At 44.9% G+C, this 23,099-nt stretch carries 21 protein-coding genes; 4 read left to right on the top strand and 17 right to left on the bottom strand.

Annotated features, from left to right (window positions below; translation table 11 throughout):
- Nucleotides 1–76: 76 nt before the first annotated feature.
- From M4S28_RS16665 to M4S28_RS16645, 5 genes are all read right to left on the bottom strand, one after another.
- Nucleotides 77–1,399, bottom strand: a complete 1,323-nt coding sequence (locus M4S28_RS16665; protein ID WP_249633261.1) for a CoA-disulfide reductase — start codon at nucleotides 1,397–1,399, stop codon at nucleotides 77–79.
- 77 nt (nucleotides 1,400–1,476) lie between these two features.
- Nucleotides 1,477–2,883 carry a cation:dicarboxylate symporter family transporter gene (locus M4S28_RS16660; protein ID WP_249633260.1) on the bottom strand — a complete coding sequence of 469 codons (1,407 nt, stop codon included), beginning with the start codon at nucleotides 2,881–2,883 and terminating at the stop codon, nucleotides 1,477–1,479.
- A 37-nt stretch (nucleotides 2,884–2,920) separates the two neighbouring features.
- The gene (locus M4S28_RS16655; RefSeq protein WP_123283798.1) at nucleotides 2,921–3,304 is read right to left on the bottom strand and encodes a RidA family protein; all 384 of its coding nucleotides are present in this window, start codon (nucleotides 3,302–3,304) and stop codon (nucleotides 2,921–2,923) included.
- A 24-nt stretch (nucleotides 3,305–3,328) separates the two neighbouring features.
- Nucleotides 3,329–3,994, bottom strand: a complete 666-nt coding sequence (locus tag M4S28_RS16650) for a helix-turn-helix transcriptional regulator (RefSeq protein WP_017101763.1) — start codon at nucleotides 3,992–3,994, stop codon at nucleotides 3,329–3,331.
- Between the two features lie 502 nt (nucleotides 3,995–4,496).
- On the bottom strand, nucleotides 4,497–5,831 hold the full coding sequence (locus tag M4S28_RS16645; protein ID WP_249633259.1) for an MATE family efflux transporter: 1,335 nt from the start codon (nucleotides 5,829–5,831) through the stop codon (nucleotides 4,497–4,499).
- Nucleotides 5,832–6,153: 322 nt separating this feature from the next.
- Here M4S28_RS16645 and M4S28_RS16640 point away from each other — a divergent pair, with 322 nt between their 5' ends.
- Nucleotides 6,154–7,269 carry a hypothetical protein gene (locus tag M4S28_RS16640; RefSeq protein ID WP_249633258.1) on the top strand — a complete coding sequence of 372 codons (1,116 nt, stop codon included), beginning with the start codon at nucleotides 6,154–6,156 and terminating at the stop codon, nucleotides 7,267–7,269.
- Between the two features lie 75 nt (nucleotides 7,270–7,344).
- Here the strand turns inward: M4S28_RS16640 and ppsA are convergent, their stop codons facing one another.
- Nucleotides 7,345–9,717, bottom strand: coding sequence for a phosphoenolpyruvate synthase (gene ppsA / locus M4S28_RS16635; protein ID WP_249633257.1), 2,373 nt, complete (start codon nucleotides 9,715–9,717; stop codon nucleotides 7,345–7,347).
- A 179-nt stretch (nucleotides 9,718–9,896) separates the two neighbouring features.
- On the opposite strand from ppsA, the gene ppsR reads away from it, so the two are divergent.
- On the top strand, nucleotides 9,897–10,730 hold the full coding sequence (gene ppsR / locus M4S28_RS16630) for a posphoenolpyruvate synthetase regulatory kinase/phosphorylase PpsR (RefSeq protein ID WP_017069200.1): 834 nt from the start codon (nucleotides 9,897–9,899) through the stop codon (nucleotides 10,728–10,730).
- A gap of 118 nt (nucleotides 10,731–10,848) precedes the next feature.
- Here the strand turns inward: ppsR and grxB are convergent, their stop codons facing one another.
- From grxB to M4S28_RS16615, 3 genes are all read right to left on the bottom strand, one after another.
- A complete protein-coding gene (gene grxB / locus M4S28_RS16625) occupies nucleotides 10,849–11,481 on the bottom strand; it encodes a glutaredoxin 2 (RefSeq protein WP_102561243.1) in 633 nt (210 codons plus the stop codon).
- Between the two features lie 350 nt (nucleotides 11,482–11,831).
- On the bottom strand, nucleotides 11,832–11,990 hold the full coding sequence (locus M4S28_RS16620) for a hypothetical protein (protein WP_004733064.1): 159 nt from the start codon (nucleotides 11,988–11,990) through the stop codon (nucleotides 11,832–11,834).
- A 164-nt stretch (nucleotides 11,991–12,154) separates the two neighbouring features.
- Complete coding sequence (locus M4S28_RS16615) at nucleotides 12,155–13,135, bottom strand: Gfo/Idh/MocA family protein (RefSeq protein WP_249633256.1); 981 nt, start codon at nucleotides 13,133–13,135, stop codon at nucleotides 12,155–12,157.
- A 209-nt stretch (nucleotides 13,136–13,344) separates the two neighbouring features.
- Between M4S28_RS16615 and M4S28_RS16610 the strand changes: the two genes are divergently transcribed.
- The gene (locus tag M4S28_RS16610; RefSeq protein WP_004733067.1) at nucleotides 13,345–13,827 is read left to right on the top strand and encodes a GNAT family N-acetyltransferase; all 483 of its coding nucleotides are present in this window, start codon (nucleotides 13,345–13,347) and stop codon (nucleotides 13,825–13,827) included.
- Between the two features lie 2 nt (nucleotides 13,828–13,829).
- On the top strand, nucleotides 13,830–14,609 hold the full coding sequence (locus tag M4S28_RS16605; protein WP_102501445.1) for a L,D-transpeptidase family protein: 780 nt from the start codon (nucleotides 13,830–13,832) through the stop codon (nucleotides 14,607–14,609).
- A 78-nt stretch (nucleotides 14,610–14,687) separates the two neighbouring features.
- On the opposite strand, the gene M4S28_RS16600 is transcribed toward M4S28_RS16605, so the two are convergent.
- From M4S28_RS16600 to M4S28_RS16565, 8 genes are all read right to left on the bottom strand, one after another.
- Nucleotides 14,688–15,425 (bottom strand): sulfite exporter TauE/SafE family protein, encoded by a 738-nt coding sequence (locus M4S28_RS16600; RefSeq protein WP_065681618.1) that lies wholly within the window; start codon nucleotides 15,423–15,425, stop codon nucleotides 14,688–14,690.
- Nucleotides 15,426–15,584: 159 nt separating this feature from the next.
- Nucleotides 15,585–16,304: a glycerophosphodiester phosphodiesterase family protein gene (locus M4S28_RS16595; protein WP_249633255.1), complete on the bottom strand. Its 720-nt coding sequence runs from the start codon at nucleotides 16,302–16,304 to the stop codon at nucleotides 15,585–15,587.
- Nucleotides 16,305–16,360: 56 nt separating this feature from the next.
- Entirely contained in the window at nucleotides 16,361–17,671 is a 1,311-nt protein-coding gene (locus M4S28_RS16590) for a sn-glycerol-3-phosphate import ATP-binding protein UgpC (protein ID WP_249633254.1), read from the bottom strand.
- Nucleotides 17,661–18,503, bottom strand: coding sequence for a sn-glycerol-3-phosphate ABC transporter permease UgpE (gene ugpE / locus M4S28_RS16585; RefSeq protein ID WP_249633253.1), 843 nt, complete (start codon nucleotides 18,501–18,503; stop codon nucleotides 17,661–17,663). Before ugpE ends, M4S28_RS16590 begins: the two co-directional genes overlap by 11 nt.
- A gap of 38 nt (nucleotides 18,504–18,541) precedes the next feature.
- On the bottom strand, nucleotides 18,542–19,423 hold the full coding sequence (locus M4S28_RS16580; protein WP_249633252.1) for an ABC transporter permease subunit: 882 nt from the start codon (nucleotides 19,421–19,423) through the stop codon (nucleotides 18,542–18,544).
- A gap of 246 nt (nucleotides 19,424–19,669) precedes the next feature.
- Entirely contained in the window at nucleotides 19,670–20,962 is a 1,293-nt protein-coding gene (locus tag M4S28_RS16575) for an extracellular solute-binding protein (RefSeq protein WP_249633251.1), read from the bottom strand.
- A 287-nt stretch (nucleotides 20,963–21,249) separates the two neighbouring features.
- A complete protein-coding gene (locus M4S28_RS16570) occupies nucleotides 21,250–21,852 on the bottom strand; it encodes a 2OG-Fe(II) oxygenase (RefSeq protein WP_065606222.1) in 603 nt (200 codons plus the stop codon).
- A gap of 170 nt (nucleotides 21,853–22,022) precedes the next feature.
- A complete protein-coding gene (locus tag M4S28_RS16565; protein WP_249633250.1) occupies nucleotides 22,023–23,054 on the bottom strand; it encodes an L-dopachrome tautomerase-related protein in 1,032 nt (343 codons plus the stop codon).
- Between the last annotated feature and the right edge of the window lie 45 nt (nucleotides 23,055–23,099).

Genomic DNA, 23,099 nt, shown 5'->3' with positions numbered 1-23,099 from the left:
ATCTAAAAAGCAGAGCGTCATCGCCCTGCTTTGATGTTGAAATGAATATTCTTTGGGACTAGTACAATCAGTTCGCTTACTTAGCGACGTTACCTGCCACGTTTAGAGCATCCCATGTACGTGAAAATGGGGGAGCGTAACAGAAATCTATGTAGCCTAATTGTTGTGTGGTCATCTTAGCGGTGATAGCAACTGTTAGTGCGTTAATACGGCCAACCGCTCCTTTCTTACCTACGATCTCACCACCTAGAAGAACCTTAGTCTCTGGGTGATAAACCAGCTTCACCTTGATGTCTTCTTGGCCTGGGTAGTAATCAGTTTGGTTCTTATCTGAAATCGTTGATACTTTTACATCTAAGCTATGTTCTTTCGCCAGAAGTTCAGATACACCTGTACACGCCAATTCGTAATCGAGTACTTTCAAGCAAGACGACCCCAAGAAGCCCGACATGTAAGTGTCTTTTCCTGCTAGCTTGTCTGCCATCATGCGAGCTTGTTTGTTAGCTGTAGTTGCAAGAGGAACATAAACGGGTTTGCCTAGTGCCATATGATGGACAACGGCACAGTCACCTACAGCATGGATGTAAGCATCTTCAGTGGCACCATATTCATTCACCAACAGAGCGCCATTTGCTGCTTTTGGTAGGTCGAATGCTTCAGTGTTTGGTTTGAAGCCGAGTGACAGGATCACGACATCAGCTTCTACATTGCCGTTATCGGTTTCTACGATGTAACCACCTTGCTCGGCATCGCGAATCGCAGATACGCTGCAACCTGTTTTAAGGTCAGCACCGGATTCACGAATTGCATCTTCAACTACTTCAATGATCTCTGGGCTGAACTGACGGCTCATAATGTGTTGTTCACGTTCGATAATCGTCACGTGCTTATCTAAGCCATGTGCCGCATCAAAGACTTCAAGACCTATAAAGCCTGCACCGATGACACACACGCGCTGTTTACTAGCATTTTTAAGTGCTTCTTTGACTGCTAAGCCATCTTCCATGCTTGTTAGTGTGTATACGTGTTCTGGATTGAATTCACCGAATGAGGGAACGATCGGACGTGCGCCTGTCGCAATCACCAACATATCGTAATCGATGACGCTTTCTTCATTTTGGTGACATACCGTAATTTGTTTTTCAGTGCGGTCGAGCGACACCATTTCTGTTTCTACACGAACATCTAAACCAGATTTAATGGCTTGCTCTGGCGTACGAGAGATCATTCGTTCTGTGTCATCAAACATGCCGCCTGCAAAGTAGGGTAGACCACAGGCTCCAAAAGAGATGTAACTGCGCTTATCTAATACGATGACTTCGTCTGATGGTTGATTACGTTTGTATTTTGCTGCGAAACTCATACCAGCGGCGCTACCGCCTATAACAACAACTTTCATATTTACTACCTAAATAACCTGAACTCAGGAAAAACAGAAGAGCACTCAAGTGGAGTGCTCTTAATTAAGTTTGAGAATTATACTGCTGCTTCTTTTGATACTGTCGCTGTAACGTCAGCGTCGTATTGTTCAGTATCCAGTGAGCCATTCTTCTTCGCTGTTAGAACACCAGACAACATAGAGCCAGAGATGTTTAGCGCAGTACGAGCCATGTCAATTAGCGCTTCGATAGACACGAGAATCGCTACTACTGTGATGTCTAGACCCATGATGGTCAGTACTGCTACTGCGGCGAACGTTGCGCCGCCACCCACGCCAGCGATACCGAATGAAGCAATCGCGATGACAGCAATCAGTTGTAGGATGAAGCTTAAATCTACAGGCATGCCCATTACTTGTGCCGCCATGATAGCGAGCATTGCTGGGTAGATGCCCGCACAGCCGTTTTGACCGATACTGGTACCGAAAGTCGCTGACATGTTTGCTGTTTCTTCGTCTACACCTAGGCGTTGAGTTTGTGTTTCAACGTTTAGTGGGATAGCCGCCATGCTCGAACGAGAACCGAAGCCAAATACTAATACAGGCCAGATTTTCTTCATGAACTTCGCTGGAGAAAGGCCGAACATAGATACCATCACGAAGTGGATGCCGAACATTACGCCGATTGCTACGTAGCTCGCTAGAAGGAAGCGGCCCATTTCAGCGAGTGCGAACAGGTCGTTGGTCATCATGAACGTGGTCATCAGAGCGAATACACCGTAAGGCGTTAGCTTCAGGATTTCACGAACCATTGAAAGAACCACTTCTTTTGCAGAGTTGATGAAATCAACGAAGTTTTGCACTTTCTCTGGCTTACGGTTCTTCACTTGAAGGATACAGTAACCAAGGAACATACCGAACAATACAGTTGATAATGTTGAAGTACGTTGAGAACCCGTTAGCATGTCAAAGATGTTGGTTGGAATGATAGACAGAGCCATACCAGACAGACCACTGCTTGCCATTGCATCTTGTGTTGCTACCAGCGAATCACCGCGAGCTTCAATCGCACTGTTTGTGCCGATAGTGCTTACTAGCGCGTTCGCATCGATACCAAATAGGTAAATACTTGCGATACCAACGGCTGCTGAGATTGCACAAGTGAAAAGTAGAATACCGATGATCTTTGGTGCGATACGAGATAGCGCACCACCGCCTTCAACGTTCATGATCGAAGAGATCATCGCCACGAATACAAGTGGGATAACGATCATTTGTAGAAGTTTGATGTAGCCTTTACCGAACACTGAAATCAGTTCAGCAAAGCCAAATGTTGCAACGTTACCGACACCGAAAACAAGTTGAATTGCACCACCGAACAGTAAGCCAGCAGCAAGCGCACTCAGTACGCGGAAGTTAAAACTTTTCTTTTGCTTTTTGAAGTTCGACAGCAGTGCGTAGAACCCAAAGAACAGTACGCTTAATGCGATAAATGAAACGCTCATGAGAATCTCCTATGATACCCATTAATACCTAAATCGGTTATTTTTTGTATGCGATGGCTTCAACTTCAACCAGTGCGTCTTTTGGTAGTCGTGCTGCTTCAACACAAGAGCGAGCAGGTGCGTTCTCTGTACCAAACACTTCTGTGTACACTTCGTTAAAGGCAACGAAGTTTCCCATGTCAGACAGGAAGCAGGTTGTCTTCAGCACTGTGTCCAGTCCCGCATTACTTGCTTCTAATACCGCTTTTAAGTTTTCTAGAGACTGACGAGCTTGCTCTTTGATGCCGCCCTCAACAAACTGCATCGTTTCTGGAACGAGAGGTAATTGACCTGATGTATAAACCATGTCGCCGTAAGACGTACCTTGTGAGTAAGGGCCGATAGCTGCAGGTGCTTGTTCAGTGGCAATGATCTGTTTCACGATGTAACTCCTAAATTATTGGTTTTATTCTGATTTAAATTCACGGATAAACTTGTAAACCGCCTGTCGGCTGATCCCAAGTTGCTCTGATACTTGTGTTGTCGTCTCTTTTAGCTCAAATACGCCGTTATCAAACAAACAACGAATGATGGCTTTGTTGCGACCTTTGAAAGAAACCGACTCATCTTGGTCAACCTCGTTAATGGCTGAGCTCAATGCTTGTTGAATGACGTCGTTCGCATTGTTGCTGAATGTCTCGCTGACAATGGTTTGAGGGACATTGCACTGTGGCATGAGCGTTTTGACGATTTCTGGGAATGGGAAAGATAAGTTCATGTTGATACACAGCATACCGATCGGCTTTTGTTGTGGACCAGCTAGTACACAGGTGGTCGATTTTAGTAGGGAACCATCAGCGGCGTTGGTGAAATAGCTCTTCGGTGAAACTTCGCCAGTTTTTTCGAATGTGCTCCACATACGTAAACCTAAATCGGTAATAGGTGAACCGATTTCACGACCAGTATGATGACCATTGACGATCTTCACGACAGAGTTTTCTAAGCTTTCAAATGAGTGAATAACTACCTCACAGTAGGGACCAATCAAGTCGGCAATCGTGTCCGCCAAGCGGAAGTAATTGCTTAAACATTCTCTGTCTTCATCGGTGAATCGAACTTGTTTTACATTCATGATTTCGGTTTACATTTTTGAACTCAATGAATGAAATATACTCCTTTGGTGGTATTTTCACAATATGCGGTAAACTTCTGTAAACCTGACGTAAACGTCTAAAACATCAACAAATCGTAAGTTTTAGAGCTAAATTACGAATGAAATTTGAACATGATCACTCGAAATAGGTAAATCAGGTTTAATTTCTTAAACTTCGTCAAGGTTTACATATTTAAAACCAAAGGTTGCATTTTTGAACTCTTTGATGATCTAGGACAAGTTCTAAAGGGTGCCTAAAAATTGGCTCGATTGATGTTTTAGATTAATGTTAATTAAGCATTCGTTCTGAGAATAAGATGACGGTTGATTGGAATTTTGTTCAATTGAAAGCAAGGTTGGATTAGAGAGGCTATATTCGTGAAAGAGGGTCATCGGAAGGGATGTAAATTAGAACTTAGGTATTAAAAAAGCAGCCTAAGTGGCTGCTTTTTCATTCATAACGCTCTAGCTGTTCAATTACCTATTTGGCTAGCTTGGCTTCGACTTGCCCAAGTGCTCGTTGGTACATAAACCATGCACAGGTGCCGGCAAGTACATTACCTACCATAGCGCCCCAGAATAGGCCTTCAATGCCAGCAAGCTGCGAACCAACCCATAAGCAAGGTAAGAAGAAAGCAAACAGGCGCAGTGCTGATATCGTCAAGGCAGTATAAGACTTACCAAGCGCATTCGAGATAGAAACCATCAGCATACAGATACCCAAAGGCCCTAAGCTAATAGGAACGATAAGCAAGTGGTAGTTCAAGATGGTCGATACTTCGTCTTCGCTGGTCATAAGGTTTGCAAGTCCGCCAGAGAATAGCCAAGTCACCAGTGCAATCACCAACTGGAAACCCAACACGAACATCACAGCAATCTTAACGAGCTTACGTATGTTTTCGAGGTTGTTCTCTCCTAACATGCGGCCAATCATAGGTGGCATCGACATAGTCAGAGCAAGCACTGCAACAATCGAAAAGAATTCAAAACGCGAACCCAGCGCCCAAGCTGCAACGGCAGCGGTGCCGTAGCCAGCAAGCAGTTTAGTGGCGAGCATGGAAGAGACTGGTGGCAGTAGCTGACTGATCATCGCAGGCCCCATGATGTTTCCAATAGAGCGAACACTTTTGCCGATATCAAGATCGTGCCAGTCGAATGTCATCCAATGTTTCTTCGTCACCTTAGGAGCAACGATAAAGATACCAGCACCGAACGCCAAGATGGTCGCAATGGCGGCTCCATTGATGCCCATATCGAGAGTAAAGATGAAAATCGGGTCTAATATCAAGTTGATGATACTAGTCGCGATCATCATTGAACCGGGCAGCATAGTATTACCATTGGCACGACATACACTGTAGAAGAAGTAGAGAAGCGCCCCTGTCCAAGAGCTGACTAGCCAATAGATCCAGTAAGAATCAATGATTGGTAATACCGTCGGTGGCGCATCCAATAATTGTAAAATTGGCCCACGCAGCAGATAGATGATGACGGAGAAAAGCGCGACACTCACACTGCCCATCGCAATCACTAATCCACCAAGCTGCTTAGCGTAGCGCGTTTCATTAGCGCCAATGGCTCTAGCGATTACGGCGGTTGTCGCGATACCTAGCCCGACTTGAATACCAATGATGATCATCTGTATAGGAAGTGTGAAACCCTGAACAGCGAGCGGTAGCACGCCCAGTTGGCCAATAAAAGCACTGTCTACAAGCTGGAAGCTCATTAGGGAAAGTACCCCAAATAGCATTGGCCATGTCATTGTATAGAGTTGTCGGCCAAGAGAAGGCGAGGGAGTTGCGGTAGTAGAATTCATAACACTCTTATCGGTCTTGAAGTTAGGCTTGTTGTGATGACAAACCTCTCAATGAAGAATTGCGTAAAGGATAACGTAAGGTCAGCTCGATACCAATAAATGTTCCCCGATCTAAACATATTACCTTTGCTTCTTCCCAGTAGGTTCGGTGCATTCGGCACTGTGACTTTATGGAAGTACCTCTCAAACCTTATTTATTTTATAGGCTTATCTAAATTGGCTAATGTAATTATCAAATCCATAAACTAATATCGTTGGAGTGAAAAGGAATTGCGAGTCAGCAAGCACAGTTTTAAATGCATATTTGAGAGGGAGCCAAAATATGCCAGGGACAGAAGAAATACAGATCAGCCAAGAACAAGTGAGAAAGAATAAAGCCAAGGTCTTGGCGAAGATAAACCAGCAAGGGATTATGTCGCAAGGATTCCGATTGGTGAATGTTCAAGACTATAATCAAAGGTTACAGGCGCTCAGACAGAAAGTAGAAAATTTTGATTACCTGAACGCGGCGAACAAACAGCAAGACCAAGTGATACTCGATATCATGACTGAAAAAGAAAAAATTCATGACTACTTGGATCAAACATCGAGTCAGAAATTAGCCAGCGGCAACCTAGATTTTGGTTCTCGAAACCAAGTCGCCAATGCAACACTTAAGAAGAAACAACTTTTCATGATGTTTATGGAAACCGTAGAAGCGCAAGAGGCGTTAAAAGAATACGCGGTTAAAGTGGCTTCGGTGTGTAATGGAACCCTCAAACAGCCTCCGGGTGCTTATCTTGGGGTTAAAGACTTCCACGGTGCGTTAGATAAGATCACCAACCGTAAACGGCACTATGATATTGGCGATCTCAAAGACGCCGCACGTATGACAATCGTGTTTGAAACCTCACAAGATATGATCGCAGCGAAATCCATCATTGCGCTATCGACAGAATTTGACAAATTGAAACACCATCAATCAGCAATGAAAGATCGCTATGGCACCAGTAAAGGCAAAAACGCAAAGTACAACTGTGGTGCGACTGAAGCTGGATACAAAGATATAAAATTCTTTCTAGAGATGGAGAATGGACATATTGGTGAGCTTCAACTGAACACGAAAAATATGATGGTTGCGAAAAAGAACGGGCACATCATTTACGATATTCTGCGTGACGGTGGCACACTGGATAAGCCATTCACCATTACAAACTCAGAAGTGCTGGCGAAGGTCTCTCGTAATATGAATGAGAAGTGGTTCAACTTTATGAATACCCGAGTACCGAAAGCAAAGGAAGACATTGCTAAGGTACAAGCGATTGTTAACCGTCTTAATCAAAACCTCGCGAATGGAGTTAACTCATTACTCGTGAATTTAGATGATATAAAGACATTATCCAGTGTTAGCCTGTGTATATATGCGCAAGGTGATAATGCACGAGCTTTGCTCGAGTAAACGTAAAAAAAGCCAGTCGCAATGACTGGCTTTGTTGACTCTACTTTTCGGTGTTTCTATTTGAGTGGCTAAGCGTTACTTATTCGCAACGTTACCAAGCTTCAACCACGTATCGATAACCGTATCTGGGTTTAGTGAAACAGAGCTGATGCCTTGTTCCATTAACCACTCGGCTAGGTCGTCATGGTCAGATGGGCCTTGGCCACAAATACCTACGTACTTACCCGCTTTAGCTGCTGCATCGATTGCCATTTTCAGCATCGCTTTAACTGCAGGATTGCGTTCGTCGAAGAGGTGTGCCACATCGCCTGAATCTCGATCTAGGCCAAGTGTCAGCTGTGTCATGTCGTTTGAACCGATAGAGAAGCCATCGAAGTACTTCAAGAACTCATCAGCCAATATCGCATTCGATGGTAGCTCACACATCATGATGACTTTCAGACCTTGGTCGCCACGACGCAGGTTAAATTTAGCTAGAATGTCGATAACCGATGCCGCTTCGCTTGGAGTGCGAACGAATGGAATCATGATTTCAACGTTCTTTAGTCCCATCTCGTTACGAACACGTTTTAGTGCTTGAGTTTCTAGTTCGAAACAGTCTTCAAATACTGGAGAGATGTAACGAGATGCACCACGGAAGCCCAGCATTGGGTTCTCTTCATGTGGTTCAAATGTTTTACCGCCAACAAGGTTGCTGTACTCGTTCGACTTAAAGTCAGACATACGTACGATCACACGCTTAGGCCAGAATGCAGAAGCGATAGTCGCGATGCCTTCCGTTAGTTTGCTTACGTAAAAATCGATTGGATCTTTGTAGCCACGAATGCGTTGGTTGATTTCTGCTTTGATCTCATCCGTTTGCTCATCGAAGTTCAGCAGAGCTTTAGGGTGAATACCGATCATCTTGTTGATGATGAATTCAAGACGAGCAAGGCCAACCCCTTCGTTCGGGATTTGAGCGAAGTCGAAGGCACGATCTGGGTTACCTACGTTCATCATGACTTTGGTTGGCAGCATTGGTAGCTCATCAACCTCAGAACGTTTGATTTCAAAGTCGAGCTCGCCGTTGTAAACGTAGCCCGTTTCACCTTCTGAACATGACACTGTCACGATGTCGCCATCATTTAGGCTGCTTGTCGCAGTACCACAGCCAACAATGGCAGGAATGCCGAGTTCACGAGCTATGATCGCTGCGTGACAAGTACGGCCGCCACGGTTAGTGACAATCGCAGACGCTTTCTTCATCACAGGTTCCCAATCTGGGTCTGTCATGTCGGTTACCAGTACATCGCCTTCTTGAACCAGTGACATTTGGTCTAGTGAATCAACCAAGCGAACTGGACCTGAGCCGATGCGTTGGCCGATAGCGCGGCCTTCAACCAAGACATCCGCCTTGTTGTTTAGCTCGTAACGCTCGATAACGTTTTGGTCACTTTGAGAGCATACCGTTTCTGGTCGAGCTTGAACGATGTAAAGCTTGCCGTCGATGCCGTCTTTTGCCCACTCAATGTCCATCGGACGTTGGTAGTGCTTCTCGATGATCATCGCTTGTTTTGCTAGCTCTTTGATCTCTTCATCGTTCAGTGAGAACTCGTTACGCTCTTGAGTATCGGTGTCGATGATATCAACTTGCTTGCCGATCTCTTGGTTGGTTGAGTAGATCATCTTGATCAACTTAGAACCAAACGTCTTTTTAACAACGGGGTAGTGACCCGCTTCTAGCATTGGCTTGTGAACATAGAACTCGTCTGGGTTTACAGCGCCTTGTACAACCATTTCACCTAGACCCCAAGAAGAGGTGATGAATACCACTTGGTCGAAGCCTGACTCAGTATCAAGCGTGAACATAACACCTGAAGAAGCTTTGTCTGAGCGAACCATACGCTGGATGCCCGCAGACAATGAAATGCCACGGTGATCGAAGCCTTGGTGTACTCGGTAAGAGATAGCACGGTCGTTGAACAGAGAAGCGAACACGTGTTTCGTTGCTTCGATAACCGCATCGATCCCTTTCACGTTAAGGAAGGTTTCTTGTTGGCCTGCAAAAGAAGCATCTGGAAGGTCTTCAGCTGTTGCCGATGAACGAACCGCTACAGACAATTCTTCGTTGCCTTCAATCAGTTCGCGGTAGTTATCACGGATGTCTTGCTCTAGTAATTCTGGGAAGGGTGCGTCTAGAACCCATTGTCGAATCGTTGCACCTGTCTTACGCAGTGCGTCAACGTCTTCAACATCAAGTTCATCAAGGAGTTGGTGAATGCGCTCATCAAGACCTTTGTAGTCAAGAAAGTTATTAAACGCATAAGAGGTGGTAGCAAAACCATTAGGTACTGATACGCCAGCGTTGGCTAGGTTAGAAACCATCTCGCCAAGTGAAGCATTCTTACCGCCGACTTTGTCGACATCTTCCATGGAAAGGCCATTGAACCATAGGGTGTTATTTTGCATTTATTTCTCCAGAAACATAGCAAGCATTGTAGGGATTTAAAGGCAAACGATTACGTATCAGTTTAAAAAAAATGTAAATTATTTTCTAAAGCTGTGGGGGACGTAATAGTCAGCAGGGTTTCGTTATATATATTATGGTTCCCATCCTACTCAAAATAATTTTAAACATTAAATAAAAAATGCAAATTGATATCCAAAGTCGTGATGTATTCTATGTTTCTGATGGAACGGCCATAACATGTGAGACTTTAGGGCATGTTGTTCTAGGTCAATTCCCATTCGAAGCTAATGAAAAAACCTTCCCGTTTGTCGAAAGTGAGGACAAACTTTCTGATTTATTAAAAGAGATCGAAATTTCGTATCGTGATACGGGCAACCACCCGTTGGTCTTTTTTTCGATTGTGATTCCAGACATCAAGCAGAAGCTCTTGGAGGCACCAGCGCATTGTTATGACGTGCTAGAGAGTATTGTGCAGAAAGTGCAAGACGATACCCAAATGGCCCCGGTGCCTAAGCTGCAGCGCTCACGTAGTGTTAATAAAGATTCAGTGAAGTACTTCGACCGTATTGCTGCGATTGAATACACGTTGGCTCATGATGATGGCATCACGCTGAAAGGGCTTGAAGAGGCGGATATCATCCTATTGGGTGTGTCTCGAAGCGGTAAGACACCGACAAGTTTGTATATGGCGATGCAGTTTGGCTTGCGCGTAGCGAACTATCCGTTCATTCATGATGACTTGGCGCGCTTGAAGCTGTTACCCGAATTTGAGATCTACCGACACAAGCTGTTTGGTTTAACCATTGATGCGGAAAGGTTGACTGAAATCCGAGAGAACCGTTTAGCCGGCAGTGAATACGCGAGTGATTCGCAATGCTTGTATGAGTTGCAAACGGTAGAGTCGATGTTTCGCCGAGAAGCGATACCTTACATCAACACGTCTTCGTTATCGGTTGAAGAAATTTCAACGCGAATTTTGGAGCGAACAGGGTTGAGAAGGCGCTTGTTGTAGAAAAGACAATTGAGTCATAAAAATCGAAGCTCGTACGAACAATGTTTCGGGGAGCTTCGATTTTTCGTTTAGGCTCGTTGCTAACGACTAACGACTAACGACTTAGCAAATTAGGAAATTAGCGAAGAAGCTTGATGCCTAACGTTTGACTCTGTTTTTCTAACCAACGCTCAAGTGCTGGTGGCCATGTGATGCTTGGTTCAACACAGAAGCCACGAAGCATTGAGAAATAGAGTGCTTGATCAACTAAAGGTAGCGATGATTCACCATTCTCTAGATCCAATAGAAGCTCTGCATCTTTCAGTAATGGGTTAATCAGTTGAACGTATTGTGGGGTCTTTTCTAAGAGCTCTTTAAAGTTAAAACCTTCGGTCTCTTTACTTGCACGCCAAGCTTCTTTGGCTCCAGCAGAGCGATATTCAGCCAAGTCGAGGTTCCACCAACGTGGGCGTCCGATCTGTTGAGTAAGAGGGAAAGCGCGGCTTTGAAAAAGCGCAGCCTGCTCAGATGGCTCACGTTGCTCGTCACTTGATTTCGAATCCATGAAGTAAACAATGATGTCTAGGCTTTCAGCCATAATCGAACCGTCGTTTTTCTGTAGGACTGGTACCATCTTCTTACCGATCAGATCGATAAGGGTTTGGGCATCATCATAATCCACAGAAACAAGTTCGATGTTCAAGCCTAAAGATTGAGCGATGTAGGCAACTCTTGCACAGAAAGGGCAGTGGTCGTAAATGTAAAGCTTCATAGCTTCCCTTAGTTCAGGATATTATAAATATAAGTTAATGCTAATGTACCAGAAAGTATTACGAACATTAAGCTTCAATAAACGCTAAGTACTAATCAATGCTAAGTATTGATAAACAGCAAGCATCAACAACACACAATAAGTGTTTGGTATAAATACTCTTTCATTAATTCTATTGTCTGTTGGATTCGGCTTTACTGCAATGAGTAGACTAATGGGAAGGCTAGTGAGAAATAACGGGCACAAAAAAGGCTCTGGCGGCTCACTCTAATGCAGAAGAGTGAAGTCAGCCAAAGCCTCAATGTTGTTACCTTTAGCAGAGTGACTACTAAAAGAGCAGAGTGGTTAAACTATGCTTTTTTAAGGTCTTGTGCTGGGTAAGTAAGCGTCATTGCGCCTTCTACCGTTGTAACGTGAACGTAGCCACCACCAGCACTTAGGCCAGTCACTACCATTTCACCAAGCTCAACACCTTTTGTTGCTACAACGCGATCGTCAACTGAAAACACTTTACACACCTTCAATAAATTAAATAAATACGATAGATATCGAACGCGGATTTAAACAGATGGCACCCCAATCAACTAATCCGGTTATTTGTCGTAAAGATTAAATTTAGTTATGCATAAAACAGTATTTCTTAAAAATCAGTTTGTTAACTCATTCAGCGATGTTATTTGTCTGCCGGATAAACGACACCAACTTGTTGGCGCATCTCTGTAATTAACTTAGCAACCGTTAAAGCGCGCTGTTGGGCTTGCGTTTGTGTTGTGTTGTCTCCAGCAATGCAACTAGCAAAGGCCTGCGCTTCGTAACTCATGGAGTTTTCGCTTTGTGCTTGAGTGAGGTTTTCTACCGTGCCATCGCGGTAGCGGATCTTAATGTCGGTGCATTCGGCGATGTGATCGATGATGATCGCTCCTAGTTCACCTTGGATCTCACTTGGCGTATAAGAATCACTGACTTTGGAGTGCGCAAGGGTCACATCAAACTCAGGGTATTGGAAGATCGCACAGCCATGTGCGTCCACGCCAGAATCAAGCAGCTTTGCAGAAGCCTGTGCATTTTCAGGTTTGCCAAATAACGCGACTGTCGCGGCAACACAGTAGAAGCCAATATCGACCAATGAGCCGTTAGAAAAAGCTGGGTTGAAGGTGTTTGGGTTCTCACCGTTTAGGTATTTTTGGTAGCGCGATGAATACTGGCAGTAGTTGATGTGTACCTTATGTACCTTGCCAATCTTCTCTAACCCTAGTTGAACTTGCTTAAAGTTCGGTAGAAACTGAGATTTATACGCCTCAAACATCACCACACCGTTCTTCTGAGCGACCTCAAACATTCGGGTTGCTTCATCAATATTCGATGCGACAGGCTTTTCACAGATGACATGTTTGCCGTGCTCCATCATGAAGATGGACTGTTCGCAATGGAGTGAATTCGGTGAAGCGATGTATACGGCTTCAACCGTTTTGTCATTTGCCAATGCGTCGAGTGAGTTATACGTCGTTTCAACGTCAAACTCTTGGGCGAACTGTGCCGCACTGTCTAGATTTCGAGAGTAAACCGCTGCAAGTTGCATCGATTGAGATTCGTGAGCAGCTTGAACAAACTTTTGTGTAATCCAATTCGTTCCAATTACAGCAAACTTAATCATATAGGTGTCCAATAGTTAGTGTATTGATTCTGCAGAGATAGTAGCACTCAACGGCTGGCAATGTGCCTGAGATTTACGGAACAATTTCCCTAAACATAGTGCCTAATATTAATAATCAGCCTTCACAGAACGTCTGGGTTGACCAGTACAACGGTGCACAACCAAGTCATTTTTGCTAAGGTATTAGTGAATTCAAATAAGGTAATGATATGCAAATCCGGACTGCCAAGGTCACTGATATAAGCTCGATCTTAGAGCTCTCAGAGCAGATAAATCGTCAACATCATCTTGGTGCTCCGATGGTATTTGCGCCACCTTCATTGGGTTTTACCGACAGTGAAGAGTACTGGTTAGGGTTGATGATCGATCCTGTAGGGGCTTTCTTCGTTGCCGTTGATGAGCAACAAGTGGTCGGCTTCTTAGCCGGGAAGGTGACACAGAACAAAGGGGTGAGCTTTATTCAGCCGCATAAGGTGGCAAGAGTGAATACGATTGTGGTTAACGATCAAGTTCAAAGCCAAGGTGTCGGTCGAGCTTTAATGAAGTCATTCAATCAGTGGGCTCAAGCGAGCGGTGCTATCGAGCTTAGGTTAGAAGTGATGGAGTTCAACCAACAAGCTCAGGGTTTTTATGAGTCGTTAGGGATGGAAACTCAATCTCGAACCATGTCCATGCGTTTTGAGGAGATTTAAGGGTGCGTTTGATTTGGCCTTTATCGTTGTGCTTACTCTTTTTTACTTCGCTCGCTTATGCGGAGAAGCTCGTCGTCGAAAAAATTGTGTCTGATGCGACCGCTATCGAAACCATTGTATTTGAGTCAGCACCTTCCCATTCTAATCGCACACCTACGTCATCGGTCACCGCGAATTCAAAGCATGTCATTGTTATGGACGATGTTCTTGAAGGGGACTCTCAACAAAAGGTCGCCCAGCTTTCTCAACGCTCTTCACTCGATCCCTCTCAAAGCTCTTCATTAGGTCCTCCTCAAAGTTCCTCTCAAGAGTTTTACACTCTACCTGACGCGTCTTCTGGCATAGACCCGTTATTGCAAGTGGTCACCTTAGTCAAAGTCGACAAATCTAAACGTAGAATGTATCTGCTCAAAGGGGAGGAAGTGGTTCAGGAATTTCGTATTGCGCTAGGTAAACAACCGAAAGGGCATAAGCGTTTTGAAGGGGACAACCGAACGCCAGAAGGGCAATACCAGCTCGACTATGTTATGGAAGAATCAGACTTCTACCGCTCGGTGCATATCAACTACCCGCGATCATCAGATATGCAGTGGGCACAAAAAAATGATGTTGATCCTGGGGGGAATATCAAGATTCACGGAATCAAGAATGGTGAGCGTCGTTCACCTAGTTTTATACAAAGCTTCGATTGGACGGATGGTTGTATTGCATTAACCAATCAAGATATGGATGAGTTCATCCAACTCGTAAAAATGGGTACCCCTATCCATATTGAATGGTAGTTATCGGTACCCAATTTCCCTGAACAATTCTCGAAAATAACTCTCAAAAACAATTGCCGAAATCAGCGCTAGAGCCAGTTATAGTAAGACTCGACCGGCACTGAATATCGCAATCACGATCAGCAATGCAATCGTGACTGGCTTGAACTTCGCCCCACCAAACCTCTCAAACAGTTTCGAACCGACATAGCCGCCAAACATGCTGCTTGGTAAGAGTGCTAGAGTAAGCCAGACCACATCACGATCGACTAACCCTGCGATAGAGGCCGTAACAAAGGCGCTGGAATCAGCTAGTACAAAGAACGCAATCAGGCCTGCTCTTGCAATGTGTGGTGCGACAGGACTTGCCAATGCATGCGTGCCAACCGGAGGGCCTGACATTGAAGCTGCGCCATTCATTACCCCCGCAAGGCTTCCTAGAATATAGGGAGCAAATCTAGGTTCGCTTTTGTATTGGAACCCTTTGTAGATCATGATTGCTGACGCAAGAATGAAGGCACTGATGATCAAGATGATCGTGTCTTGGCTAACGGATTTGAGCAACAGCAAGCCGACGGGCGTGAAGGCCAAACAAGGGATAAATACCTTTGAAACCCATCGCCAATTTACGTGATGTTTAACCTTCGGCAGCAATTGGATATTGCCTAACAGGTCGATCAGCATGAAAACAGGAACCAGTTCGATAACAGGCACGAATAACGCACTCAATGGCAATGCCACTAAGGTGAAACCAAAACCTGAGAAGCCACGAACAATAGCGGCGAAAATGAAGATTGCACCCAAAATTGGGAAGGTTGGACTAAAAATGAGATCCATAAATTAAGTAACCAATGAAGCTGTCTAATAAGGCGAGCTAGTGAAACCAAGTGAGTAGCGGAATGTACTCCTACTCACTTGTGTTTGCTACCTAATTTTCAGGTTTTTCAGGGTTAATTTTAAAGTCTCTCGGGGGGTACTTTTTCGGTATTTACGAGGTCAATTTATAGGGTTGAATTGATTCGGAAAATCAGTAAATACAGCATCTACTTTCGAGAGGAATTTGAAGCGAGACGGATCATTGACGGTGTAGCACCATGCTTGAATGTTCGCTTCGTTGAGAGTGTCAAGATCGTTCTGATCAACGTGTTCATAGTTCATGTGACAGCTGAACGCTTTGACCTCATTGATGAGCATAAGATCATCTTGAGTCAGTTGCTCTGTGATTACTCCCACTCGATATCTCGGTAAATGACGAGCCATTTCAGCAACCACCTTATGACTGAAGCTCGAAAGTAAGACCTTATCAGTGTCTAGATTTGAGCGAATCAACTCGTCGTGCAGCAAATCAACGACATAAGGGGCTTGATGTCGGCTGTCGACTTTGATTTCGAGGTTGACGCTAAGATCATGCTGCTCAACAAGTGTGAGTAACTCTTCCAACGTCAGTATTTTTTCTCCAGCGAACTGCTCAGACTTCCAACGGCCAAAATCGAGCTGACGCAGTTCAGCAAGGGTGTGTTCATCAACTCGACCCTTGCCATCGCTGCAGCGCTCAAGCGTGTGATCGTGACAAACGACCAGTTGGTCATCCTGAGTGGGCTGAATATCAACTTCAATCCATTTCAAGCCGAGTTTAGCCGCTTGTTCAATGCTTGCTTTGGTATTTTCTGGGTGAGTACCTGCGACACCCCGATGACCTACGATGATAGACGACATAATTAATCCTTCTTAAAGACGCACCGTAAAAACGCATTAAATATCAGTGTACTCGATTAAGCTAGAGCCGTCGTTAAGCTTGTCGCATCTTCGTGTGACTCCTGTGATGTGAAGTTATTTGGGTGAATGCGTTTGCCAAGATTGTCAAAAATATGCAGGTTGGATTTATCGATGCTTAGCCCGAGAGGGACGGCTTGGCACAGCGTCGTTTCGGGTGTCACTGCAATAAAGGGTTGTTCGTTCACAAGGCCATGAACCAATTGATTTGGCCCTAAAGGCTCAACCACGCTGATGCGTAATTCAAGCGGCAGCGCGTTCATGACTAAGTCGGCACAAACCTCAGAGTGTTCTGGGCGAATACCAAGTGTGATGGCTGTATTTTTTACGTGGGCGTATTCGGGCAAGTACATTTGCTGGTCGCCAATCTCAAGGTAGCCGTCGTCGAGTGTTGCTGGTAAGAAATTCATCGCTGGGCTGCCAATGAAGCTTGCCACAAAGGTACTGGCTGGCTGGTGGTAGACCTCTCTTGGTGTCCCGACTTGCTCTATTTGACCGTTGTTGAGTACCACGATTCTGTCAGCCAGTGTCATGGCTTCAACTTGATCATGAGTGACGTAAACACTGGTCACGCCAAGCTCACGCTGTAGCTTTTTGATTTCTAATCTCATGTGAGCACGTAACGAGGCGTCTAGGTTAGACAAAGGTTCGTCAAACAAGAACAGCTGTGGGTCGCGAACGATCGCTCGCCCCATAGCAACACGTTGACGTTGACCACCAGAAAGTTTGGCTGGCTTGCGGTCTAGGTATTCTTCGATCTTCAGTGTTTTGGCGACTTTCTCAATTTTATCTTCAATAAGGTGCTGACTGACACCTCGGTTCTTTAAGCTATAAGCGAGGTTTTTATACACCGTCATGTGAGGGTAGAGCGCGTAATTCTGGAAGACCATCGCGATATCACGCAGGGCAGGTTTCTCTGTATCAACCCGACGACCACCCAAGTGTATCTCACCGCCAGAGATGCTTTCTAAACCCGCAATGGAACGCAAAATAGAAGACTTGCCACAACCAGAAGGACCCACCAAAACAAGGAACTCACCCTCATCGATATCAAGAGAGACTCCTTTGACGGCTTGATGGCCGTTTTCATACGTCTTGACCAAGTTTTTGATACCCAACATGGTGGGAGCTTTACGCGTACGATTGTGAGTGGCTTGGTTGTGCGCTAGCGTCTGCTTTGGGTTTGGCATCGGGGTATCCTCTGTATTTTTGTGGATAGCTTGGTGAGAAGGCAGGTGAGATGTCTTGTACTCATTGAGAGATTGAATGCGGTTATTGTTCATTTGAGTTGTGTCGTTATTATTTTTCACTTTCTACTAGCCCTTTTACAAACCAACGCTGAAATACAACCACCACTAAAACGGGTGGCAACATGGCTAAAATCACCATGGCGAAAGCATAGTCATAGCGCGGTAAACTGGTTTCATTGATGTTGTTGAGTACTTGTTTTATGCCCATCACGATGGTGTTGTAGCCTTCATCGGTAGTCATCATGATCGGCCATAAGTATTGGTTCCAGCCCACCACAAACATAATGATGAAAATCGCTGCGATCATGGTTTTAGATAGAGGCAGCAAGATATCGACAAAGAATCGAAATGGACCTGCGTTATCTAACTGTGCGGCTTCTAACAATTCATCGGGGATGGTTTTGAAGAATTGCCTAAAAAAGAATGTCGCGGTGGCTGATGCGATCAAAGGTAGAATCAATCCTGTGTAACTATTAAGAAGCCCAAGCCCAGCGACAACCTCATAGGAAGGGATAATGCGCACTTCTAATGGCAGTAACAGCGTCACGAAGATCAACCAAAACCACGCAGTGGCGTAAGGCAGTCGAAAGTAGACTAAAGCATACGCCGCCATCATCGAAATGATGATCTTACCGATCGCAAAACCTAGCCCCATGATCATTGAGTTGGCGACCATTTTACTGGCGGTGACTTCGCCACTGAAGCCCATACTTTTGTTCCAAGCTTCGCTATAAATAGCCGTAAAGTTATCGCCTGGTAGCCATTGCAGACCTTCGCTGACAATGGTGTTTGGATTGTGGGTTGAACTGGCAAAGACTAGCCAGATAGGGACTAACATAAACAGCATCCCAGCAATTAAAATTAGGTGGTCAGAGACCTTATTACTTTTCATAAATAACTCCTGTCGCGTTAAATCCTAGCGGGGATGGGCTAGTAATGGACACGCTTTTCTACAACGCGAAACTGGATAAATGTAAGAGTGAGGACCAGCAATAGCAGCACAACAGATTGTGCGGAGCTGCCGCCTAAATCTGCGCCAACAAAACCATCTCGATACACTTTGTAGACTAACGAAGTTGTACCGCCACCTGGACCGCCATTGGTCATGGTGTCTATCACCCCAAAGGTTTCAAAGAACGAGTAGGTGAGGTTGATGACCAACAGAAAGAAGCCAGTAGGGGCGAGTAGTGGGAAAGTGATGGTCCAGAAACGTTTCGAGTCATTGATACAATCCAGCATCGCCGCTTCTTTTACGGCGTAAGAGATCGATTGGAGTCCCGCCAGAAAGTAGATGAAATTCACCGAAACTTGTTTCCACACGGACACCAAAATTAGAGCAAACGTGGCATCAACAGGGTCGGTTTGGAAGCTGAAGTCCCAACCCACAACGGCAAATAACTCGGTAAATACACCAATGTGCGGGTTAAACAAGAAAGCGCCGATAACGCCTGCTATCGCGGGTGCAACCGCATAAACCCAAGTGAGTGTGACTTTGTATACGCCTTGTCCGTGAATGATGTTGTCGGCTTTCACGGCAAGCAGCAGAGCCAAGGCAAGTGATAAGAAAGAGACCACAATCGCGAACATCAAAGTAAAGCCAATCGAGTTCAGGTACTCGCTCGATTCGAATAGCATTTGGTAATTCTCAAACCAGACGAATATAGATGAGGTTCCCCAAGGGTCTTCCAGCATAAATGAAAGGTAAACCGCCTTTGCTGCTGGGTAGATAAAGAAAACGGCAATGATGAGGATCTGAGGCGCCAAAAATAGGTAAGGCAGCGGAGAGTGAAAGAATTGCTGACGTCGTTCCACAGGGTAATCCCTAAAAATAGTTACACTGGCCACTATTAGATTAGTGACCGTTACCACTAGCGCGATATCAAGGCATGCATCCAGTTGAGTTATCGTTGTTGGAGCAAGAAATGGCGCTAATGAAGAACCTCCTCACGCCTTGCCATTACGTTTTTAATAACGCAGTGACAAGTGGTGAGGAGCAATGAACGGCTTTTGGTGTGTTAAGCCTTCAGTTCAGTTATCTGCTCTAGCTAAAAAGCAGAATTAGTTCATGGTTCGAGCGAAGCGTTTCAGTAGTTTGCTGCTCTCATCTTCGACTTTATCTAGGCTGTTCTCGACACTAGAGCGGCCTGCGAAGATGTTATCGAACTCACGGTGCATCACTTCACGGATCTGCGGGTAATAACCTAGGCGGTAGCCTTTAGTCCACTCGCCCGATTTAAGGCTTAGCTGCTTTACGCCCACTTCCGCGTCTGGCTGTTCTTTGTAGTAACCAGACTCTTTCGCTAGTTCATATGCAGCGGTTGTTACAGGTACATAGCCCGTGGTTTTGTGCCAGTAAACCTGTGTTTCAGGCTTAGTCAGGTAGTCAAAGAATGCAGCCACACCTTTGTCTTGTTGTTGGTCATGACCATTGAGTGCAAACAGAGCGGCACCACCAATGAAGGTTAAACCAGCATCTGGGTTAACTGATTTCCAGTATGGAAGGTAAGTTGTGCCTAACTCGAAAGGTACGCGGTTACGTAAACCACCGAATGAACCTGAAGAGCCCATCCACATTGCCACTTCTTGGCGCTCGAAAGGCGTTTGGTTTGCATCCCAATCGCTGCCGTAATACTTGTAATAACCTAGATCTGACCACTCTTTCATCTTGCTAACATGCATCATCATGTCTTTGGTGTTGAACATGATCTTAGTGGATAGGCCGTCGTAGCCGTTGTTCTGGTCAGAGACTGGCAGGTTATGGCGAGACTTAAAGTTCTCGAACATGATCCATGGCGTTAGAGATTGAGAAAACGCAATGTGGCCTTCTGCTTTCAACTTCTTGGCCACCACTTCTAACTCTTCATAAGTCTTAGGCGCGTCGGCACCTACTTCCGCTAGAAGGTCTTTGTTGTAGTAAAGAACCGGCGTCGAACTGTTGAAAGGCATACCAACCATCTTGCCTTGGTTGTCTGCATAGAAGTTACGAACGCCCGCTAGGTAATCGTTCGAATTAAAGTTGTATCCAGACTCAACCAGAATATCCTGTACGGGTTTGGCGACACCTTTAGCGTTCATGATGGTTGCAGCACCGGCATCGAATACTTGTAGAATGTTAGGAGATTCGCCTGCTCGATATGCCGCGATACCCGCTGTTAAGGTCTCTGTGTATGAACCTTTATAGATTGGCGTGATCTTGTAATCAGCTTGTGACGCATTAAAGTCAGTCGCAATCTTATTGACGGTTTCTCCAAGTTGGCCGCCCATTGCGTGCCACCAAGTGACTTGAGTCGTTGCGAACGCTGGCATTGCCGCTGTTGCGGAAAGAACGCCTGCCAAAATTAGCTTATTCATCTTCTTTTCCTTTTGGATGAAATCGATGTAGAGGTATTGAATTAGAGTATTAACGAGACGGTAGGGGTGTCGTTTGAAGCTATCTTGAACAGGCCATATTTCACTTACGTGGCTAAACCGTTTCACTGATATGAAAGATTCGTTTCGATTTTATTTAAGAGAAAAGTTATTGATGGTTTTTATGTTGAACATGTTCGGTTTTTAAGACGTTTTATTGGACAACTGTTGTTCAATAAAAAAGCCTCTCGATGGAGAGGCTTAGAAGAAGGTTCGACGTGGATACAGTTTTAGTGTGCGATGTCCAATTGGTTGTCTTTCACACCGTTAATACGGAACCAACCAGCGATACTGAATCGCTCTGTGTTGGTTGGCAGTACCTCGTGTGGGAACTGTTCAGACAAGAATACCAACAGTCGACCACCCTTTGGTGGAATAGTGGCGATGTGATTGTCTTTTAGATCGTAAACCACGAGCTCCCCTGCGTCTTCCTCAGACCATTCGTCATTCATGTAGAACACGGTGGTTAGGCGGCGGTTTTCATTGCCTTTGAAGCAGTCTAAGTGCTTCTGGTAAAAGTCACCGTTTTCGTATTTAGCAAAGTGCGCTTCGTATTCGAACAGACCTAAAAAGAACGCTTGGTTTGCCTCTAAACGAATTTGTTCCATTTTGTCTAGGAACAGAGATGCTGGTTCGCCCATATCACGGCGTACCCACTGAATTTTGTCACTACGAATCGTTGCTTCTCGTGCTACGTCATCGTTACGGCCGATCCTAGCCTTTTTCCAGTTCTCTGGAATGCAATCCCTCAATGCCACTACTTCTTCGTGAGTTAAGAAGTCATCCCAAACGAAATAACCTTGGGTAGAAAGAGCATCGATTAATTGGTTCATGTATAGCACTCAGACAATAAATTAGAGGCGCATATATAGTCCTAATAACTCAGGTCACCAAATCACATGTTTTGTCGTTACGATAAATGTCTTTCGTTTGCTCGTAGAAATAGGGAAGGGGCTCTTCAGAAAGGAAAGTGAGCCAGTATAAAAGGCTCACTTTCGTTTGATTATCGGCCGGTCGTTCCTGTCGCCAGTGCTTTGATTTTTACGATTTCGAATGGTCTGATGCCAGTATCTTTGCCGTTATTTAAAGCTGCGGTTCGGTTCAGCTGATTGACAGTTACATAAACATAGCCATCAGGACCAAATGACATGCCATCAGGCCAAGTTTGGTTCTCTGACAGCGTCGCAATAATTCGGTACCCTTTTGGTGTGGACACACCAATTGCATTGTTCTCAATATCCGTAACATAAACGTTCTGAGCACTGTCTACAGTAATACCATCTGAATAAGGTTTGTCTGCGTATCTTTTAATATTGTCTGCGACAGTCTTTCCATCGTTATCGAACTCACTCGCTTTCACTCGATAAATAGTGCGTCCGTTGACAGCTCCGAAATAGACCCATTCGTAAGATGGATCGATCGTGATTGGGTTTAACGCAAAACCAGTTTTACTGTCGGCCTTCATAGAAGGGTGGTTTTCTGCCACTCGAACCGCTTCTCCCGTCTTTAGGTCAACCGTTACAAAGGCGGGAATGGCTTCACTTTTTAGATCGTTCTGGGTCATATCAGCGATGATAATACGTTGTCTTTTTTGGTCTAGAGCAAAGTCTTGTAGGAAGCTTGTCGGTTTTAGAACAGAGGCGGGTATTTTTATCGTTTTTACTAATGCTTCATTGCGAGTATCCCAGCCCGTTATGGTATGAGTTGCCAGATCGAGAATCCACGCGACTCCGTTATCATCGGTACGAATGGCAATGACAGCCTTAAATTGAGAGTTTTCACCTTGTGCATATTTCATCGTCGGGTATGGCGTTTGATTTCCAGCCACGCTTAACTCGATGACTTTAGTCGTTGGATGATCGAGCGGATGAACGCTTAACAATAAACGCCCATCTGGTGTAACCGAAGGGTTACCTGGGCGTTCAGTCATGGTCGCGACCACGGTAGCTTGTTTTGGAGTGATCTTTGCCTCTGCATGTGCATAAGTAGACAAAATTGCGCTCGCTAGTACGGTGTAGATTATTGATTTTTTCATTTTCTTTCCCTTGATAATTTACGCAAATGTTACCAATGAGTTAAC

The sequence above is a fragment of the Vibrio sp. J383 genome, assembly GCF_023503985.1.
Taxonomy (GTDB): domain Bacteria; phylum Pseudomonadota; class Gammaproteobacteria; order Enterobacterales; family Vibrionaceae; genus Vibrio; species Vibrio splendidus.
This window is presented reverse-complemented; position numbering and strand designations above follow the sequence as displayed.